The 18,868-nt window shown below is 64.0% G+C and carries 7 protein-coding genes and 1 riboswitch; of the genes, 2 read left to right on the top strand and 5 right to left on the bottom strand.

From position 1 onward, the window contains the following. Window positions 1-1,192 precede the first annotated feature (1,192 nt). Complete coding sequence (locus ACPDIT_RS00925; protein ID WP_423440732.1) at window positions 1,193-2,356, bottom strand: hypothetical protein; 1,164 nt, start codon at window positions 2,354-2,356, stop codon at window positions 1,193-1,195. 271 nt (window positions 2,357-2,627) lie between these two features. Next, on the bottom strand, window positions 2,628-3,173 hold the full coding sequence (locus tag ACPDIT_RS00920; protein ID WP_423440730.1) for a GbsR/MarR family transcriptional regulator: 546 nt from the start codon (window positions 3,171-3,173) through the stop codon (window positions 2,628-2,630). Between the two features lie 1,350 nt (window positions 3,174-4,523). Between ACPDIT_RS00920 and ACPDIT_RS00915 the strand changes: the two genes are divergently transcribed. Further along, the gene (locus ACPDIT_RS00915) at window positions 4,524-6,881 is read left to right on the top strand and encodes a heavy metal translocating P-type ATPase (protein WP_423440728.1); all 2,358 of its coding nucleotides are present in this window, start codon (window positions 4,524-4,526) and stop codon (window positions 6,879-6,881) included. Between the two features lie 1,547 nt (window positions 6,882-8,428). On the opposite strand, the gene ACPDIT_RS00910 is transcribed toward ACPDIT_RS00915, so the two are convergent. Further along, window positions 8,429-8,995, bottom strand: a complete 567-nt coding sequence (locus ACPDIT_RS00910) for a hypothetical protein (RefSeq protein WP_423440727.1) — start codon at window positions 8,993-8,995, stop codon at window positions 8,429-8,431. A gap of 2,472 nt (window positions 8,996-11,467) precedes the next feature. Between ACPDIT_RS00910 and ACPDIT_RS00905 the strand changes: the two genes are divergently transcribed. After that, window positions 11,468-14,107, top strand: a complete 2,640-nt coding sequence (locus ACPDIT_RS00905; protein WP_423440725.1) for an immunoglobulin domain-containing protein — start codon at window positions 11,468-11,470, stop codon at window positions 14,105-14,107. 507 nt (window positions 14,108-14,614) lie between these two features. On the opposite strand, the gene thiC is transcribed toward ACPDIT_RS00905, so the two are convergent. Both thiC and ACPDIT_RS00895 read right to left on the bottom strand, forming a co-directional pair. Further along, window positions 14,615-16,597: a phosphomethylpyrimidine synthase ThiC gene (gene thiC, locus ACPDIT_RS00900; RefSeq protein WP_423440723.1), complete on the bottom strand. Its 1,983-nt coding sequence runs from the start codon at window positions 16,595-16,597 to the stop codon at window positions 14,615-14,617. Window positions 16,598-16,659: 62 nt separating this feature from the next. Beyond that, a riboswitch (TPP riboswitch) is annotated at window positions 16,660-16,763 on the bottom strand. 135 nt (window positions 16,764-16,898) lie between these two features. Further along, window positions 16,899-18,863, bottom strand: a complete 1,965-nt coding sequence (locus tag ACPDIT_RS00895) for an alpha-L-fucosidase (RefSeq protein WP_423440721.1) — start codon at window positions 18,861-18,863, stop codon at window positions 16,899-16,901. Window positions 18,864-18,868 lie beyond the last annotated feature (5 nt).

Raw genomic sequence — 18,868 nt, 5'->3', positions numbered from 1 at the left:
ACGCTTTTTTGAAGCCCACAGATCACGCAGAGCACGCAGAAGGGCTTTTTTTGAGCTACCTGCCGAACGCGCAGATCAGTCAGAAAGCTCGCTCGAAGCCAGGGACTCTCTCGGAAAGCTGCGGAACCGGAGCGTCAAGGTAGCCGCCGACATGAGTCGGCGGAACCTTGACTCTCGAATTGTCCGCCGCGTCACCGCGGCGGCTACCAAGCACCGTAGGTAGCCACCGACGGGAGTCGGTGGAAACTCGACCTTGGAATTGTCCGCCGCGTTCCCGCGGCGGCTACACTTTTTTCAAAAGCCCACAGATCACACGGAACACGAAGAACACCCCCTGTTCTGGATCGGTCCGCCGCCTGACGGCGGCGGCTACCGGTTCTGAGTCCGTAGTCACCGACGGGAGTCTGTGGATCGAAACAAGGGTCCACCGCGTTCCCGCGGTGGCTACGAATCACAGAGGGGGAATTCGTAGCCGCCGACGTGAGTCGGCGGAACCTTGACTCTCGAATTGTCCGCCGCGTCACCGCGGCGGCTACCAAGGGTGGAGACCAGCCACTTTTACCGCTTGGAAGCCGGCGATCCGGCAGGTCGGAGACCTGCGCTCCGAGAATCCGCCGCCTTCCGGCGGCGGCTACGGTTTTTCCGAGAACCCACAGAGCACGCAGAATTCCTCGAAGGCCCACAGATCACACGGAACACGAAGAACACCCCCTGTTCTGGATCGGTCCGCCGCCTTCCGGCGGCGGCTACGCTTTTTTGAAGCCCACAGAATACGCAGAACACACAGAATTTCCTTAAGGCCCGCGGAGCACGCGGATCACGCAGAAGGCGCGGAGCAGTCACTTGGAGACCATCCGCCGCCTGACGGCGGCGGCTACCAGTTCTGAATCCGTAGCCACCGACGGGAGTCGGTGGACCTGGCCATGTCGTCTTTTTGGAAAACCCCACCTGTGGATGCTCCTCGATTCTTCTTCTGCGTGTTCTGCGTGCTCGGTGGGCTGTTTCTGAAAATCTTCTGTGTGCTCTGTGTGTTCTGTGGGCTTCCTCGTAGCCACCGACGGGAGTCGGTGGAAAGACGCTTCGACTTCGGTCCGACGCCTTCCGGGGGCGGCAGGTGAAAGGTCTTTCTCTGTGCGCCGTGGCCTTTCCGCCCTGCGTGTTTTGTGGGGTTCCGTCTGCGTCGTTCGGGGTCTCAGTCGAATTCGTAGGACAAGTACACGGCCACGCCGAGACTGCGGGCGTAGTCGGTCACCTTGCCGCTGGTGGTCATGTGGGCGACCACCACCGGGAAAATGGAGCCCAAGGTGGCCTCCAGGGGTTTCACCCGACTCGCCAAAAACAGGTCGATGTCGTTTGCCGAGAGCTGGACTTTGCTTTCGCCCAGGATCCAGAGTTCGCGGTTGTCGCGGCGCGCCCGGCCCAGGATGTTGATTTCCAACTCGCGGCCGGTGCTGTCCACGAGGTAGCCGCGACGCAGCGGCTCGAGCAATTGAAGTCCGTGGTCGCGCTGGAGGAGTCGGGGCAGGGCTTTGTAGGCAGTGTTCTCGAGGCTGTAGCCCACGGTGGCGGCCAGGCCACCCAGCTGGCGATTGGTTTCGTCGATGCGCTGGTTGGTTCGGTCGAGGGCCGAGACCAGTTCCCGCACGGTCCGTTGCGTCTCTTTGAGAGACACCGCCAGTTCGTCCACGCGCTGTTCGGTGCGCTTCTGAGCTTCGGCAAGTTCACCGAGGCGTTCTTCAGTCTTTTTCTGGGCCTCGGCCAGCTCGTTGAGCCGTTCTTCGGTCTTCTTTTGCGCCTCGGCCAGCTCGTTGACCCGTTGTTCGGTCTTCTTTTGGGCCTCGGCCAGCTCTTTGAGCTGACGTTCTGTTTGTTTCTGGGCCTCGGTCAGTTCATGGAGCCGCTGCTCGGTTCGTTTCTGCGCCTCGGCCAGCTCGTTCACCCGTTCTTCGGTCTTCTTTTGGGCCTCGGCCAGTTCATTTTGGGTCTCGGCCAGCTCGTTGAGGCGTTGCTCGGTTTTGCGCTGGGCTTCCGCGAGTTCGGTGATGTGTTGCTCCGTCTGCTTCTGGAGCCGGGCGAGTTCCTGGATGGCCGCCTCGGCGCGGCTGAGCCGTTGCTCGGCCTGTCGGTGGCTCTCGACGAGCCGATCCAGAATGGACTCGACCCGGCTGAGGCGGCCGGCCAGGTCGAGTTGGGCCTCGGTGAGCTGCGACACGCTGGTGCGGACGGATTCCAGTCCGCGCAGCACTTCTGTCTGGGCCCGTTCGGTGACGACCGTTTCGACCAGCGCGGCCACCTTTTGGGACGCCTCCGGGCCCAGGACGGTCTTGAGGTCCTCGTATGCCTGCAGCGTCGTCATCGGCCTCGGCTATCATGCTTGCCGGGATCCCGCCTGTCAAAGGGCACAGGCTGGCGGGGGGCGGCGTGAAATCGGGTGGGACCGGATGAAGACAGGCTGCCGCCCTTGGCGGTTTGCCGGGGTTTTCCGGCAAACGCCGTTTGGCGTCTGACATGTTGTCCCCGACGTCATGGGTCGGGTGCGACGGATCGACCGTCGCTTGATCCGTGCCGGCCGCGGATCGGCGGCTGGGGCACGACCGTGTGCCGGGGGCACGCGCTGCGGCCGCGTCTCAACTGCCCAGGACCCGCAAGATCAGGGGCAGGACCCGCCGGCTGTTGCGACTCCAGCTGCGCAGGAGGCGGATCCGATCGCGGGCGGGCCTGCGGGCGTCTTCGGGCAGGGTCTCGACCAGCACGGTCATCCGGTCCAGTCGGGTTTCCCCGTCCCTGAGCCGGGGTTCCACCCGCTCCCGGAGGAATCGGCCGGCCAGGCGCCGCAGTTCGGCGACGGCCTCGTAATGTGTGCGGCGGTCGTCGGGACGCTGGACCCTCCGGACCGCGCCCAGGGTATGGAGGAAGCGGAGTCCCTGACTGGCGGAGCCCTTGCTGATTTGCAGGCGCTCGACCAGTTCGTCCATCGGGAGAGGGCGCGGGGAGATGAACAGCAGACCGTAGATCTGCCCGAATGACGCGGGCTGACCCAGCAGGCGGGAAAGGCGGACGAAGAATTCGACCACCTCCCGTTCCAGCGCGTTGAGGCCCGGGGTCCGGGAATCGTCCCGGCCGGGCGCCATGCGCGGCGTTGTGCGGCGTGTCACCAGCACGTTTCCTCGCATAGAACATCGCAGTGGTTTGTTCAAGCCAAAATGAACAAAAGCCCGCGGAGGACGCAGAACGGGTTTTAAGCCCACAGATCACGCACAACACACAGGATTTCCTTAAGGCCGACGGAGCACGCGGAACCCACGGAACGTATTTTTAAGGCCCACAGATCACGCAGAATACACAGAACTCAAACACTACAGAGCAGGGGGAAGAGCCAGAATCCTTTTCTCGAAGCCCACAGAACACGCCGAACCCGCAGAACAACCCGGCATCTTGGATCGGTCCGCCGCCTGACGGCGGCGGCTACGGTTTTTTTGAAGCCCACAGAGCACGCAGAACACGCAGACGGGGGGAACCCCGTAGCCGCCGACATGAGTCGGCGGAAGCTCGGCCTTGAAATGGTCCGCCGCGTCACCGCGGCGGCTACCTGTTTTTCCAAGAGCCCACAGATCACACGGAACACGCAGAACACCCTCTGTTCCGGATCGGGCCGCCGCCTTCCGGCGGCGGCTACCGGTTCTGAATCCGTAGCCACCGACGGGGTCGGTGGATCGAAACAGGGTCCACCGCGTTCCCGCGGTGGCTACGAATCGCAGATGGCCGGAAATTGGTAGCCGCCGACGTGAGTCGGCGGAGACCCCCGGCGGGAATTGTCCGCCGCGTTCCCGCGGCGGCTACCAAGGGCGGAGACCAGCCACTTTTACCGCTTGGAAGCCGGCCATCCGGCAGGTCGGAGACCTGCGCTCCGGGAATCCGCCGCCTTCCGGCGGCGGCTACGGTTTTTTTGAAGCCCACAGAGCACGCAGAACACACAGGATTTCCTTAAAGCCCACCACGGAGCACGCGGATCACGGGGAAGAACCCGCCTGTCTTGGATCGGTCCGCCGCCTTCCGGCGGCGGCTACGCCTTTTTTCAAAAGCCCACAGAATACGCAGAACACGCAGACGGGGGGAACCCGTAGCCGCCGACGTGAGTCGGCGGAGCCCCCGGCGGGAATTGTCCGCCGCGTTCCCGCGGCGGCTACCAAGGGTGGAGACCGGCCACTTTTACCGCTTGGAAGCCGGCGATCCGGCAGGTCCGAGACCTGCGCTCCGAGAATCCGCCGCCTGACGGCGGCGGCTACGCTTTTTTGAGGCCCACAGAATACGCGGAACACGCAGAACAACCCCTGTTCTGGATCGGTCCGCTGCCTGACGGTGGGGGCTGCGGAGGCAAGAACTTCGCCGCGTCCGCCGGCTGGAAGCCAAAGATCCGGCGGATCGATAACCTGCGCCAGGGGACGGGCTTTCGAGAGGCCAGCCGGAGGAGATCGACGGCTTTGGCATGGCGGGAGAGGGCGGGATTGTGCTAAGGGTAGGGCATGGAACAGGCGGCAGGGGCGAGGAACACAGGGACCGGCGAGGGGGAACGACCGCGCCGTTGCCTGGCCCGCGCGATTCTCGGTGCGTTCGACGGTCACCCCGCTCTGGAGGCGGTGACGGTCGATCCGGAACGCAGGTTGGTGGAAGTGGCGACGCTGGGTCGGACGGACCTGGCGGGCTTGCGGGCGCGCGTGGAGGCGTCTTTGCAAGAGGCGCGGGATCTCAGACCCGACCCCGGCTGCGCGATCCTTGCCGGCAACGGCAATTGCAGCACCTGTGGACAGCCGTTGCCGGCCGAACAACGGGAGCAGTTCCAGATCCTCCAGAACGGCCGAGCGATCACGATTCGTCGGGTGACCTGTCCCACGGCGCCGACGTTTTGGCGGTGGCGTCGGTGGCCGCTGCCCCGGCTGATCCAGCGGGACGCGGATGTTTCCGATTTGGAGGAGCATCTGGGCGAATGGCGATGGCAGTTGCTGGCCTCGGTCTTGTGCGGGTTGTTCACGGCGGCCGCGGTGGCCGGCGAGAAACTGGGGCTGTCGGGGCCCGGGACCCATGGTTTGTACCTGCTGGCGTATCTGGCAGGGGGCTGGTTCGCGGTGGAGGAAGCCTGGGAACGGCTGCGTCGGCAGGGGGGATTGGACGTTCACTTTTTGATGCTGGCGGTGGCGGTCGGGAGCGCAGCGGTGGGACAGTGGAACGAGGGGGCGATTCTGCTGTTTCTGTTTTCCCTGGCGGGGGCATTGGAGCACTACGCGCTGGAGCGGACACACCGGGAGGTCCGCTCCTTGTTTCACAGCGCGCCCAAGACGGCGACGGTGGTGGATCCCGAGGGCCGGGAACGTGAGGTGGCCGTGGAGGAGATTCGACCGGGGATGCGGTTGCTGGTCCGGCCCGGGGCCCAGTTTGCGGTGGATGGCGAGGTGGTCCGGGGGCAGAGCGCAGCGGACGAATCGAATCTGACGGGCGAGTCGGTCCCGGTGGCCAAGGGGCCGGGGGATCTGGTGCTGGCGGGCACGTTGAATTTGTGGGGCGCGTTGGAGGTGACAGCGTTGCGGCCGGCGGCGGAGAGCTCGTTGCAGAAGATCATTCGCCTGATTCGCGAGGCGCAGCAGCAGAAGGCGCCGGCGCAACGGTTCACCGAGCGGTTCGGCGCCCTCTACACCTACGGCGTGCTCGGCCTCACGGTCACCATGTATTTCGTGTGGTGGTTGGGTCTGGGGCTGGCGCCGTTCCGTGCGCCCGAGGGGGCCGACCCGGGCCAGAGCGCGTTTTATCGGACCATGACGCTGTTGGTGGTGTCCTCGCCGTGCGCCCTGGTGTTGTCCATCCCATCGGCGATCCTGGCGGCGATCGCCTGGGCGGCCCGACACGGGATTCTCTTCCGGGGCGGTGCGGCCGTCGAGAAGCTGGCGGAGATCACCCTGGTGGCGTTGGACAAGACCGGCACCCTGACCACGGGGGAACTGCGGGTGGATCGGGTCGAAAGCCACCCGCCCGGACGGGAATCGGAGGTTGCGGCCCTGGCCTGCTCGGTGGAACGATGGTCGCAGCATCCATTGGCCCGCGCCCTGTCGCGCTACGCCAAACAACAGAACCTCGCCCTCTGCGAGGTGAGCCGGTTCGAATCCGTCACGGGTCAGGGCGTCAAGGCATGGTACAACGGTCATCCGGTGTGGGTGGGCCGCCGCGAATGGATCCAGTCGGAACAGGGCGGAGGGACGGGGTTGCCGGTCGACTGGACGGCCATGCCGGAGACGCCCGGGCAGGTGGTGGTTTGGGTGCATGGCAACGGGCTGTGGGGGCGGATCTGGCTGCGGGATGAGATCCGTCCGGAGGCCGGAGAGCTGGTGGCGCGGTTGCGGGGGGCCGGGCTGCGGGCCGTGGTCCTGACGGGGGACCGGCAGGCGGCCGCGGAGCATCTGCGACGGACCCTGGGGCTGGAGGAGATTCGGGCCGAGCTCAGGCCGGAACAGAAAGTCGAAGCCATCCGGGCCTGGACGGCCTCCGGAGAGCGGGTGGCCATGGTGGGCGACGGGGTGAACGATGCGCCCAGCCTGGCGGCGGCGCATGTGGGCGTGGCGATGGGGGCCCGGGGCGCGGACGCTGCGCTGGAACAGGCCGATGTGGTGCTGATGCACGATCGGCTCGAGAACTTTCTGCGGGCGTACGAGTTGAGTCGACGTGCGCGTCGGATCATTCGACAGAACCTGGCGGTGTCGCTGGGCACGGTGGCCGTGCTGGTGGTGTTTGCGCTGCTGGGCAAGATTCCGTTGCCGGTGGGGGTGATCGGGCACGAGGGAAGCACTGTCGTGGTGGTGATGAACAGTCTGCGATTGTTGTTCCAGAGCCGCTGAGGGACCCACGGAACACGCAGAGTTCGAAGCCCACAGGGAACACGGATCACGCAGAACCCACGGAATGTATTCTTAAAGCCCACAGATCACGCAGAATACACAGAATTTTTTCAAAAGCCTACGGTGCCCACGGATCACGCGGAAGGCGCGGAGCAGTCACTTGGAGACCATCCGCCGCCTGACCGCGGCGGCTACGCCTTTTTTCAAAAGCCCACAGAACACGCAGATCACACAGAATTCCTTTAAGGCCCAGAGAGCACGCAAAACGCCGGTGCGAAATTGCGTCCGCGTCTTCGGTCCGCCGCCTTCCGGCGGCGGCTACCAGTTCTGAATCCGTAGCCACCGACGGGAGTCGGTGGATCGAAACAGGGCCCACCGCGTTCAGGGTCCACCGCGTTCCCGCGGTGGCTACCTCTTTTTCGAGGGCCCGCAGATCGCACAGAACCTGCAGAACGCCTTTTTAAAGCCCACAGAATACGCAGAACACGCGGAAGGACTTTTTTTGAACGAGCTGCCGAGCGCGCAGAAGGCGCAGAAAGCTCACCTAGAGGGCGGGAGTATCTTGGAAAGCTGCGGAAACGGGGGCATGAATGTAGCCGCCGACGTGAGTCAGCGGAAGCTCGGCCCTGGAATTGTCCGCCGCGTTACCCCGGCGGCTACCTGTTTTTGCAAGAACCCACAGATCACGCAGAACACACAGAATCTCCTTAAGGCCGACGGAGCGCGCGGATCACGCAGAAGCTGCGGAGTAGTCACTTGGACGCGATCCGCGGCCTTCCGGCGGCGGCTACGCCTTTATTCAAAAGCCCACAGAACACGCAGAACACGCAGAAGGGCTTTTTGGAATGATCCGGCTAACACGCACAAGAGACAGAAAGCTTGTGCGGAGCCCGGGAATTATCCTGGGGAGCTGTAGAACGAGGGCATGCATGTAGCCGCCGACGTGAGTCGGCGGAGACTCCCGGCGGGAATGGGCCGCCGCGTTACCGCGGCGGCTACCAAGCACCGTAGGTAGCCACCGACGGGAGTCGGTGGACCTGGCCATGTCGTCATTTTGGAAACCCCGACCTGTGGATGCTCCTTGGTCCTTCTTCTGCGTGTTCTGTGGGCTTCCTCGTAGCCGCTGACGTGAGTCGGCGAACCGCCTCAATGTAAATGTCTCTGTTCTGCGTGCTCTGTGTGATCTGTGGGCTTTTTCTTTCTGTGTATTCTGCGTGCTCTGTGGGCTTCTGTTCTGCGCGTTCTGTGGGCTTTAATAAACGGTTCTGCCCATTTTCCGCATTCTCTGTGCTCTGTGGACTTTTTTGTGAGAATCTTCTGCGTGGTCTGTGGGGTTCGTCGTAGCCGCCGACGTGAGTCGGCGGACTTAGGCATGTCGTCTTTTTGGAAACCCCCACCTGTGGATGCTCCTCGATTCTTCTTCTGCGTATTCTGCGTGTTCTGGGGGCGTTCAAGAAGACCTTACCTCATGTTTCGGTTGTTCCGGGGATGTTGAAACAGGGCAGGCGGGGTGGCCGGACGGCCACCCCGCCGCGTGAATGCACCCCTTACGGGGTGATCTGCCGGGTCTCGGTTGTCACATTACCCGGACGGTCGGCCGCAGCGGCCGTCACCTTGAGGGTCTGTCCGGCCGGAGCGGACGCCGTCGTGGTGTAGAGCCAGACATCACCCGCTTCGCGCGTCGCGTGACCCTCCTCGACGAGACGGTCGTCGGCGGTCGCGATCGTGACGCGCACGGTTTCCACCCGCACCGCGTCGGTGGCGACGATGCGGATGGTCTGGCCGATCTGGCCCGTGTAGCCGCTGAGATCCACCGAAAGGATCTCCGGCGGCCGCATGTAGTCCTGGATGCACAGGGCCGTCCACGGCAGCTTGCGCGCACGGGCCAGGACCTCGTATGTTTCCTTCAGCGCCGGGTCCGCATCGACGCTTCGGGCGTATGCTGCCGCCCGTCGGAAACGTTCCCGGTGCGCTTCCTGGCTGGGCGTGGGAGGACGCCCGGCCAGGTCCGGTTTCCGGGCGACCACGTTCTGATCGCCCTGCTTTTTGAACACCAGATCACCGATTGCCCCCTGGATACTCTCCAGGGCCGGGTTCAATTTCGTTTTTGCCATATGAGTTTTCAGGTTACGACCGGAGCATTCTCCGGCGAGGTTGTTGTTCGGACCGTGGCCCGTCCTTCGGTCTTCCTTCGGAGTTCCTTCGGGGAACCTTCGGACAACCTTCGGCCGAAGGACCGGCTCCTCGGGAGACCGGCGAAACGGGTGCCGACCCGCGGCAGCGATCCGAACCGGGCCACCGTCCCACTCGGAATGGTGCGGCTCGGTCTGCCAGAGTAACAGCGGAGATACACCCTCTCTGTTACTCTAAGACACCGATAGGTGCACTTAGAAAAGGGCGCAAGCGAAAAGTGCAAGGTCGTGGCAACCGGGTTCCCGGAGATAGTAACATCGACCCGATGATGACAGGGATGGCATAAGATCCAGCGGCGAAAACGCAGATTGTGTATCGTGGGAAAGTCGTCAGCCGGTGGTGAAACCGGTCCTTCTCCGCACAAAAACCATGCGGGCGCACCCGAAGAGGCGGGGTTGACCTGCTCGGAACGCCGGGTGGGCACGAGCCTGTGGGTCGGGCCGCCCGGCGATGCAGAAGACGCCGCGTCGCCCCCGGGAGTGCTGCTGGAGATCCGAGGGAAGGGGGGTGAGGCGTTCGTGAGAAGCCCCCGGATCACACGGAAGCTGGAGAACGTTCTTTTAAAGCCCACAGAGCACGCAGAGCACGCGAAGTCTTTAAAGTGCCCGGAGCATGGAGAACACGCAGATGCGCGGAAATCGTAGTAGGCGACGTGAGTCCCGGAGCCGGACGGAAGCCGCCGGCTGACGGCGGCGGCTACACTTGTTTTTCAAAAGCCCACAGAACACACAGAACACGCAGAAGGACTTTTTTTTTTTTTTTTTTTGAACGACCTGCCGAGCGCGCAGACCAGCCAGCAAGCTCGCTCGGAGCCCGGGAGTTATCCTGGAGAGCCGGGGAACCGGGGCATGAATGTAGCCGCCGACGTGAGTCGGCGGAACCTAGACTTTCGAATTGTCCGCCGCGTTCCCGCGGCGGTTACGGTTTTTGAAGCCCACAGATCACGCAGAACGCTTTTTGAAGCCCACAGAACACGCAGATCACACAGAATTCCTTGAAGGCCGAGAGAGCACGCAAAACGCCGGTGCGTGATTGCCTCCGCGTCTTCGGTCCGCCGCCTTCCGGCGGCGGCTACGGTTTTTTTGAAGCCCACAGAACACGCAGAACACGCAGAATTTCTCTAAAGTCCACGGGGCACGCGGAACACACGGAACACCCCATCTGTTCTGGATCGATCCGCCGCCTGGCGGCGGCGGCTGGCTGACTTGAGACTCGTAGCCGCCGATGAGAATCGGCGGACTTTTGGTGATGAGCCCCCGGTGCATGCCAGTGGAAAGTCGCGTTGCGGATCGCGCGCCCCGTGACTGCCCGCGGCTACCCTGCGCGGGCCGGGTCTGTATTTCGGATCTTGGGTCCGCCGGCTCACGCCGGCGGCTACGTATTCAGGTCCGCCGCCTTCCGGCGGCGGCTACGGTTTTTTCGAAAGCCCACAGATCACACCGAACACGCAGAAGGACTTTTCTGAGCGGCCCGCCTAACATGCAGAACAGGCAGAAAGCGCGCCCGGAGCCCGGGAGTTATCCTGGAGAGCTGTGGAACCGGGGCACGAATGTAGCCGCCGACGTGAGTGGGCGGACCGCCTCAATGTAAATGTCTCTGTTCTGCGTGCTCTGTGTGATCTGTGGGCTTTTTCTTTCTGTGTATTCTGCGTGCTCTGTGGGCTTCTGTTCTGCGTGGTCTGTGGGCTTACTCGTAGCCGCCGACGTGAGTCGGCGGAGGCTCTACCCTGAAATGCTCCGCCGCGTTCCCGCGGCGGCTACGGAGACCGGCCCTTGAAGGTTTTGCATGATCTGTGGTTTCTCTTTTCTGCGTGTTCTGCGTGGTCTGTGGGTTTCGTCGTAGGCGCTGACGTGAGGCGGCGGAGACGCCCGGCAGGAGGGGGCCGCCGCGTTGCCGGAGCGGCTGCCGAGGGACGAGCCCCGCGCTGTTCGCCGGCCGGGCAGGACGATTCGGCGGGCGGAAGCTGTTCGATCCGGGTTGGCGCCGGAGGGGGCCGGCGGGGTGAGAACGCGGCAGCAAACGGCGGCGCTCTGCGCACAGACCGGATTCGGTCATTTCTGCGTGATGGCCGTGGTGCGCAGCCATTCTCTGGTTCAGTAGGGCTGCCGAAGGGGGCGGAGTTGAACAGGCCGGTCGGCGTGGATGGCTTCTGTTTGGGCGAATGGCATGTGCCATTTTTTCAAGGAACGATGCAAATCTTCGAAGGTGCAACCGCGGGAGGTGTCTTTCAGGGTATCTGTGGTCCAGCAGGTGAGGTGGGAGAATCGCGCCGCGGGAAGGGCGGGAGCGCGTCGATGCTACTGGCTCACGCAGTCCGGTCGGGAATGGTACGGCACAGCAGTGCGGGGATGCGGCGACGGCGCTTCGGGCACGGGTCCAGGAAGGAGATGATCATGAGCAAGGTTCCTCAAGCTGGAAAGGGCAGGGTGCGGCAATGGCGGACGGCGGGAGAGTGGGGGCGCAGCGTGGGTGCCGCGCGCCGGCGTTACGGAGAGCCGGCATTGGCCGGTACCAGCGCGATGATGCTGGGTTACGCGGTCGGCATAAGTATCATGCTTACAGTCGCATCGAGTCGGGCTGTTCCCCTGCCGTTTTACGACGGGTTTGGTTATCCCGAAGGTAATCTGAATGCAGTGGCAACGCCGGTATGGGTGGTGGGCAACGGGAGCACGACCTTCGAGATCGCGGTGTCGAATCTGGCAGCATTGACGGGGCCTGCCGGGTTTGCCCCGAGCACTGGCCGGGGTGTACGGCGTGCGCCCAGCGGAACGGCACGGCGCTCGGTATTGGCGTTCACCCCGGTTGTGGCGGTTCCGGGGAACACCGTCTATGTATCGTTTTTATTGCAAGTGGTGACACCCCCGACCGGGACGGAGTTGATCGGTTATCTGGACAACAACAATACCAGTCAAGGGGCTCCCCAATGTGGGATCTTTGTGGCGGCCGGCCCCCGGCTGGGGATCGGGAAGAAAAGTTCGGCTCCCGGGTTTCTGATGTCGAGCAATCTGGGGCCGGGGACCCACCTGGTCGTGGCGCGCTATACATTTCAGTCCGGCAACGATGCGGTGGACTTGTGGGTCGATCCACCGGCGAGCACGTTCGGGTTGATGGAGCCGCCCCCGCCGATTGGGGGAGCCACGGGAGGATCGGACCCGGCTCAGCTGGAGTATTTCCAGATCGTGACGTCGGCCGGGGCGGGCAGTGTGATGTATCTGGACGAATTTCGCATCGGCACCCGCTGGGCGGAGGTGGTCCCGCAAGGAGACGGTCCGGGAGGAGGCGGAGGGGACGGTGTGGTCGAGGGGCCGGGGATGGAGGCGGTTGGAATGACTCCGGACGGCGTTGTGGTGGTGGGCTCGCGAGGAACCCCCGGCGGGTTCGTGCAGATTTTGGGATCGCCGGATCCTTTTCTTCCGTTGGCGAACTGGATGCTGGTCAATTACGGCACATTCGACGCGGGCGGAAGGGTGGTGTTTACCAATCCGGTGTGTCCGGCGCTGCCACGGGCGTACTATCGGCTGCGCGTGGGCGATTCGAGCACCAAACTGGATCCGCCGTCCATCTTGATGCCGCCGCAGCGTGTGACGGTCAGTCCCGGGGATCCGGTTCGGCTGTCGGTTTCGGCGCGGGGGCCGTTGTTGCAGTACCTGTGGTTCCGGAATGGGGAGCCGGTACGCGGAGCAACCCGGTCCGTGCTGGAGATTCCTGCGGTGCAGGAGGAAGATGCGGGAGAATACCGGGTGATGGTGGCGAATCCCGGGGGTTACGTGATCAGCGCACCGGCCACGCTGGCGGTGGCGAACGAGCCGCCGCGGATTCTGGCCGAGCCGGTGGATCAGACCACCTTCGAAGGGGGCTCGGTTGTGTTTGTCGTGGAGGCGGCCGGGACGGAACCGCTGGAATATCAGTGGTATTTCAGTGAGGGGGAGTTGCTTCCCGGGGAAACGAATGGCGTGCTCAGCTTGCGCGGGGTGCGCGCGGACCGGGCGGGACCCTATTGGGTGCTGGTCCGAAATGCGTTCGGATCCGTGCGGAGCCGAGCGGCTCTGTTGCAGGTCGAGGCCACGCCCGGCGGACTGCCGCCGACCAATGTCATGGGTTGGGCCGCCTTTGCCGGGGTTACCGGTGGCAATCACGGCGGGAACACGAACAGTGTGATTGTGACGGATTATGCGGCCTTTCGAGCCGCGGTCCGATTGCCCCAGCCTCTCCACATCCTGGTTTCCGGCACGATCGTGAGCACGGAGAATTACACCTACGTGTACGGTCCGAACAAAACCATCCTTGGCCTGGGAACGAATGCCGCTTTCGTGGGCAATCTCCGGATCCATGCGACGAACCTCATCGTGCGGAACCTGCACTTTTCCAATCCCCGCAGCGGGTATGATACGCTGACGATCGACAGTGGCAGTGGCGGGACCGGCCGGATTGTTTGGGTGGATCACTGCACATTTTACAATGCGCCGGACGGGGCGCTGGACATCACGAAGGGAGCGGATTATGTGACGGTGTCCTGGTGCAAATTCCATTATGCTCCAGCGCCACCCGGTCAAACCACGCATGAGTTTGTGAATCTGATCGGGTCGAGCGACTCGGACAATTATCCTTTCCGGGTCACCTTCCACCACAACTGGTATGGGGAGGGGTGCCGGGAGCGGATGCCCTCGGTGCGTTTTGGTCGGGTGCACGTGTTCAACAACTTTTACGATTGCCGGTACAACAACTATTGCATTCGGACGCGCATCGACGCCGAGGTGCTGGTGGAAAACAACTATTTTCTGAACGTGCAGAATCCCTGGGAACGGTACGTGACCGGCGGAACGCCCGGAAAGCTCCGGGCCGTGGGAAACATCCTCAACAACTGCACGTGGTCGGCCACCTGGACCCGAGGGGTCCAGCTGATTCCGGGTGAGGACGAGTTGGGTCCGGAATTGAATCCGCCGCCTTATCCGTACGTGATGCACGAGGCGGCCGCAGTGCCTTTTTACGTGCAGAACTACGCCGGCGCGGGCAAGTGGCCGTTCGGGCCGTGAGGGAAGAGCCGGGACCCCGGCGGACGCGGCGGCTACAAGTTGTTTCCAAGAGTCCACGGAGCACGCAGAATCCAGGGATTCTCTTAGAGCCCACAGAACCCACAGAGCACGCAGAACGCTTTTTAAAGCCCACAGAACACGCAGATCACACAGAATTCCTTCAAGGCCGAGAGAGCACGCAAAGCGCCGGTGCGAGATTGCTTCCGCGTCTTCGGTCCGCCGCCTTGCGGCGGCGGCTACGGTTTTTGAAGCCCACAGATCACGCAGAGCACGCAGAATCTCTCTAACGTCTACGGAGCACGCGGAACGCAGAGATAAGGGGAACTCGTAGCCGGCCGCGCGGGTCGGCGGGGGCTGCGGAATCGTCCGCCGCGTTACTGCGGCGGCTACCAAGGTGGAGATCAGCCGCTTGTGCCGGCGGGAAGGCGGCGAGTCGGCAGGCCGGGAAGATGGGCCAGAGGAAAGTCCGCCGCCTGACGGCGGCGGCTGCAGCACCCGGCGCTGGCGTCAGGCTTTTGTGTAAACCTCGGCACCCTGTTGGGTGAACTCGCGGGCTTTTTGTTCGAGACCCTTCTGCAGGGCCTCGTCCTCGGTGAGGCCGTGTTCGGCGGCGAATTTGCGGACGTCCTCGGTGATTTTCATCGAGCAGAATTGCGGGCCGCACATGGAGCAGAAGTGGGCCAGCTTGGCCCCTTCGGCCGGCAGGGTTTCGTCGTGGAAGGCGCGGGCGGTGTCCGGGTCGAGGCTCAGGTTGAATTGATCCTCCCAGCGGAACTCGAAGCGGGCCTTGCTGAGGGCGTTGTCGCGGTATTGGGCGCCGGGATGGCCCTTGGCCAGGTCGGCGGCGTGCGCGGCGATTTTGTAGGCGATGACGCCGTCTTTGACGTCCTGTTTGTTGGGCAGGCCGAGGTGTTCCTTGGGGGTGACGTAGCAGATCATGGCGGTGCCGTACCAGGCGATGAGGGCGGCGCCGATGGCACTGGTGATGTGGTCGTAGCCGGGGGCGATGTCGGTGGTGAGCGGACCGAGGGTGTAGAAGGGGGCTTCGCCGCACCACTCGAGTTGGTTGTGCATGTTTTCCTCGATGAGGTGGATGGGGATGTGGCCGGGGCCCTCGTTCATGACCTGGACGCCGTGTTCCCAGGCGCGGCGGGTCAGTTCGCCCTGGACCTGGAGCTCGGCGAACTGGGCTTCATCGTTGGCGTCGGCAATCGAGCCCGGCCGCAGGCCGTCGCCGATGGAGAAGGCGATGTCGTAGGCGGCACAGATTTCGCACAGTTCGTCCCAGTGGGTGTAGAGGAAGTTTTCCTGGTGATGGGCGAGGCACCATTTGGCCATGATGGAACCGCCGCGGGAGACGATGCCGGTCATGCGGCGGGCGGTCAGGGGGATGAAGCGCAGCAGCACGCCGGCATGGACGGTGATGTAATCCACGCCCTGTTCGGCCTGCTCGATGAGGGTGTCGCGGAAAATCTCCCAGGAGAGTTCCTCGGGTTTTCCGCCGACTTTTTCGAGGGCCTGGTAGATGGGGACGGTGCCGATGGGCACGGGGGAATTGCGGAGGATCCACTCCCGGGTGGCATGGATGTTCTTGCCGGTGGAGAGGTCCATGACGGTGTCGGCGCCCCATTTGATGGCCCAGCGCATTTTTTCGACTTCCTCTTCAATGGAGGAGGCGAGGGCGCTGTTGCCGATGTTGGCGTTGACTTTGACGAGGAAGTTGCGGCCGATGATCATCGGCTCGAGTTCCGGGTGATTGATGTTGGCCGGGATGATGGCGCGGCCGGCGGCGACTTCCTGTCGGACGAATTCGGGGGTGATTTCGTCCGGGATTCGTTGGGGGAAGCGGCGGAAGACGGAGGGTGTGAAGGGCGAGTCGGGCAGTTGAGCGGCGCCGAGGTGTTGTTTGCGGAGGTCGTCGCGGACGCGGTCTTTGGCCAGGTCGGCCATTTGGGTTTTGAGGTTGTAGAGTCGCATGTTTTCGCGGATGGCGACGAACTCCATTTCCGGGGTGATGATGCCCTGGCGCGCGTACCAGAGCTGGGTGACCGGGTGGCCGCGGGAGGCGCGGAGGGGTTTGCGCCGCGGGGCGGAGAGGCCTTCGAGGCGGTAGGGGGTTTCGTCCTGGCGTTTGGCGCGGGCCAGGCGTCGATGTTCCTCGGAGAGGTAGCCGTCGTCGATGGGACGGACGGGGCGGCCCTCATATTCCTCGACGTCGCCGCGGGCGAGGATCCAGGGACGACGGATGGGCGGCAGGCCCCGGGTGACGTCGCCGTGAAAGTCCGGATCACCCCACGGGCCGCTGGTGTCGTAGACGCGGACGGGCTCGTTGACTTCGAGGGAGCCGTCGGCGCGCCGGGTGGGGCTCAGTTCGATTTCCCGCATGGGGACGCGGATGTCGGGATAAAGCTGGCCCGAGAGGTACACGCGCCGCGATTTGGGCAGAGGCGCGCGGCTGTCCGTGGCGAGCGACTGTTTGTCAGCGATCATAAAAAGACCTCGTTCCGTTGGTGTTGTTCGACGGCCGGGCCGTCGGACCGGGTGGGTGCGGGAAGAGGTCAACTCGGGATCCCTTCGCCGGCATTACCCGGATCAGGTTCAACGGGTCGGCACGGCCCCCGCCGTGCCCTCTCAGCCTTCGTCCCGGCCCGCGTTTGGGCCCGGACTGGTTAGCTCCCCATTTCAACTGCTTGGTTACACCCGATGGCGGGTGACGTCAAGGTGCCGACGGAACGGGGGGAGCGGCCGGTGAAGGACGGGGACTGCGGGCAGGTGGGGCCGCAGGGTGTTTTCACGGGGCGGGCAAGACTCTGACCTCCCGGAGATTGATGGGGCGCCAGGTACTGGGCGCGTCGGGTCGGGCCGACAAGGTATGGACCCCGGGCGCCGACACCTCGACGACACCGAGCTCCACGGGCTGGAAATCGTCCCACGAGCCGGTGGCGGGGATCCTGCGGGTGAGGGATTGGCCGGCGATTTCGATGCGCAAACGGGATTCCCCGTTGGCGGCGGCGCAAAGGGCGGCGATTTGGAATCGTCCCGGTTGTGGGATTTGGAGTTTCCACGAGACCCATTCTTCGGCGCGGTCCCAGTACCCGATGTTGGTCCGGCCGCCGCGTTCTTCGGTCCGTAGATGGTCGCCGTGGAGTTCGGCCTCGGCCGCGTCCAGAATGTAGCGTCCCTGGGCGTCGGGCCGAACCGGGGGCGGCGAGGTTTCGAAGGGGACGGGAAACAGGTTGCGACCTGTGATGCGGAAGGCGGCGGTGTGGGGAGAAACGGGTTTGTCCGGCAGGCGGATGGTCAGTCCGTTGGTGGTTTGGGACCAGTGGACGCGACCGGGGTGGCCGAGGAGCTGGACCGACTGGATCCGGTTGGTGGACGTGCCCGGAACGGAGGCGAGCGATCGGATGACGATCTGGCGGTCTTCGGGCCAACCGAGGGCGATGGCGTAGAGGGTGCGACCCCTGGTGGTGAAGCGGATGTCGCGGGCGGTGAAGGGGAAGTCCTCACGGAAATGGCCACCGCGGGGTCGGACGGGGCCCTCGCCGAAGACGTACCACGGGCGGGTGGCGTAGATGGCCTCGCCATGGACGGCGACCCAGTCGGCCATTTCCTCCAGGGCCTGCTCGACTTCGGGGTCGAGGGTGCCGTCGGGGCGCTGGACGACGTTGAGGAGGAGATTGCCGTTTTTGCTGACGATGTCGACGAGCAAGTGGATGATCCAGCGGGCGGGCCGGTAGTTCCACTGGGTGTTGTAGAACCAGTCGCCGAGGGAGGTGTCGGTTTGCCAGGGTCGGGGCTGGATGCCGGACAGGACGCCTCGTTCCACGTCTTCCACGGCAGCGCCGGGGATGAACTCACCGGAGCCGGAGTTTTTGCAGGTGTACACGGCTTCGAGGCGCCCGTGTTGGCGGAGGTTGGCATTGTAGAAATGGGCGATCAGGCTGCGGCCGACGCCGCCAAAGGGGATGCCACCGTCGGTGTAAAGCAGGTCGGGCTGGTAGCTGTCCACGAGGTCTTTGATGCGACGGAACCAGGTGAGGTGCCACTGGCGGTTTGTGCTGTACCATCCGCGGTCGTGGGGATCGGCGGGTGGATGATAGAGGTCCCAGGATTTCGCGTCGTTGCCGTCGTAGGGCACGCCGGCCAGGGGACCCGTCTTATCGGCACCTTTGGCGGTTTGGAACCAGGTGTAACTGGTGCCCAGGTGCTCGGACACGCCGAAGCGCAATCCGTATTTGCGGGCGGCCTGTTGCCAGGCGCCGACGATGTCGCGTTTGGGCCCCATTTGGACGGCGTTCCAGCGATGATGTTTGGAATTCCAGAGATCGAAGTTATCGTGGTGGACGGCCATGGAGACGAAGTAACGGGCGCCGGCCCGTCTGTAGAGGGCCATGAGCCGGTCCGGGTCGAACCGTTCGGCGCGCCAGAGGGGGATGATGTCTTTCCAGCCGTTGGTCGAGGGGTGGCCGTAGTGTTCGAGGTGATGCTGGTATTGGCGGTGCCCCTGAAGGTAGAGGTTGCGCGCGTACCAGTCGCCGGCCATGGGGACCGATTGCGGGCCCCAGTGGGCCCAGATGCCGAATTTGGCGTCGCGGAACCAGTCGGGGCAGACATAGTTCGTCAGGGATTCGGCCGTGGGCAGGAACGGCCCGGAAGCGATTTGCAAGCGGAGGGTCTCGCTGTGGAGCCAAGTTTGGCCCAAGAGCGGGAGGAGGGCCAGGGCTCGGAGCATCTGGTGCAGCAAGGGTTTCATGGCAA

This window comes from Limisphaera sp. VF-2, assembly GCF_049537125.1.
GTDB lineage: Bacteria > Verrucomicrobiota > Verrucomicrobiia > Limisphaerales > Limisphaeraceae > Limisphaera.
The sequence above is the reverse complement of the archived record's forward strand: the minus strand, read 5'-3'. Positions and strand labels throughout refer to the sequence as shown.

Excerpts from the sequence above, each read along its gene's own strand:
- ACPDIT_RS00895 (WP_423440721.1), bottom strand. The coding sequence starts at position 18,863 with ATGAAACCCTTGCTGCACCAGATGCTCCGAGCCCTGGCCCTCCTCCCG.
- ACPDIT_RS00925 (WP_423440732.1), bottom strand. The coding sequence starts at position 2,356 with ATGACGACGCTGCAGGCATACGAGGACCTCAAGACCGTCCTGGGCCCG.
- ACPDIT_RS00910 (WP_423440727.1), bottom strand. The coding sequence starts at position 8,995 with ATGGCAAAAACGAAATTGAACCCGGCCCTGGAGAGTATCCAGGGGGCA.
- ACPDIT_RS00905 (WP_423440725.1), top strand. The coding sequence starts at position 11,468 with ATGAGCAAGGTTCCTCAAGCTGGAAAGGGCAGGGTGCGGCAATGGCGG.
- ACPDIT_RS00915 (WP_423440728.1), top strand. The coding sequence starts at position 4,524 with ATGGAACAGGCGGCAGGGGCGAGGAACACAGGGACCGGCGAGGGGGAA.
- thiC (WP_423440723.1), bottom strand. The coding sequence starts at position 16,597 with ATGATCGCTGACAAACAGTCGCTCGCCACGGACAGCCGCGCGCCTCTG.
- ACPDIT_RS00920 (WP_423440730.1), bottom strand. The coding sequence starts at position 3,173 with ATGCGAGGAAACGTGCTGGTGACACGCCGCACAACGCCGCGCATGGCG.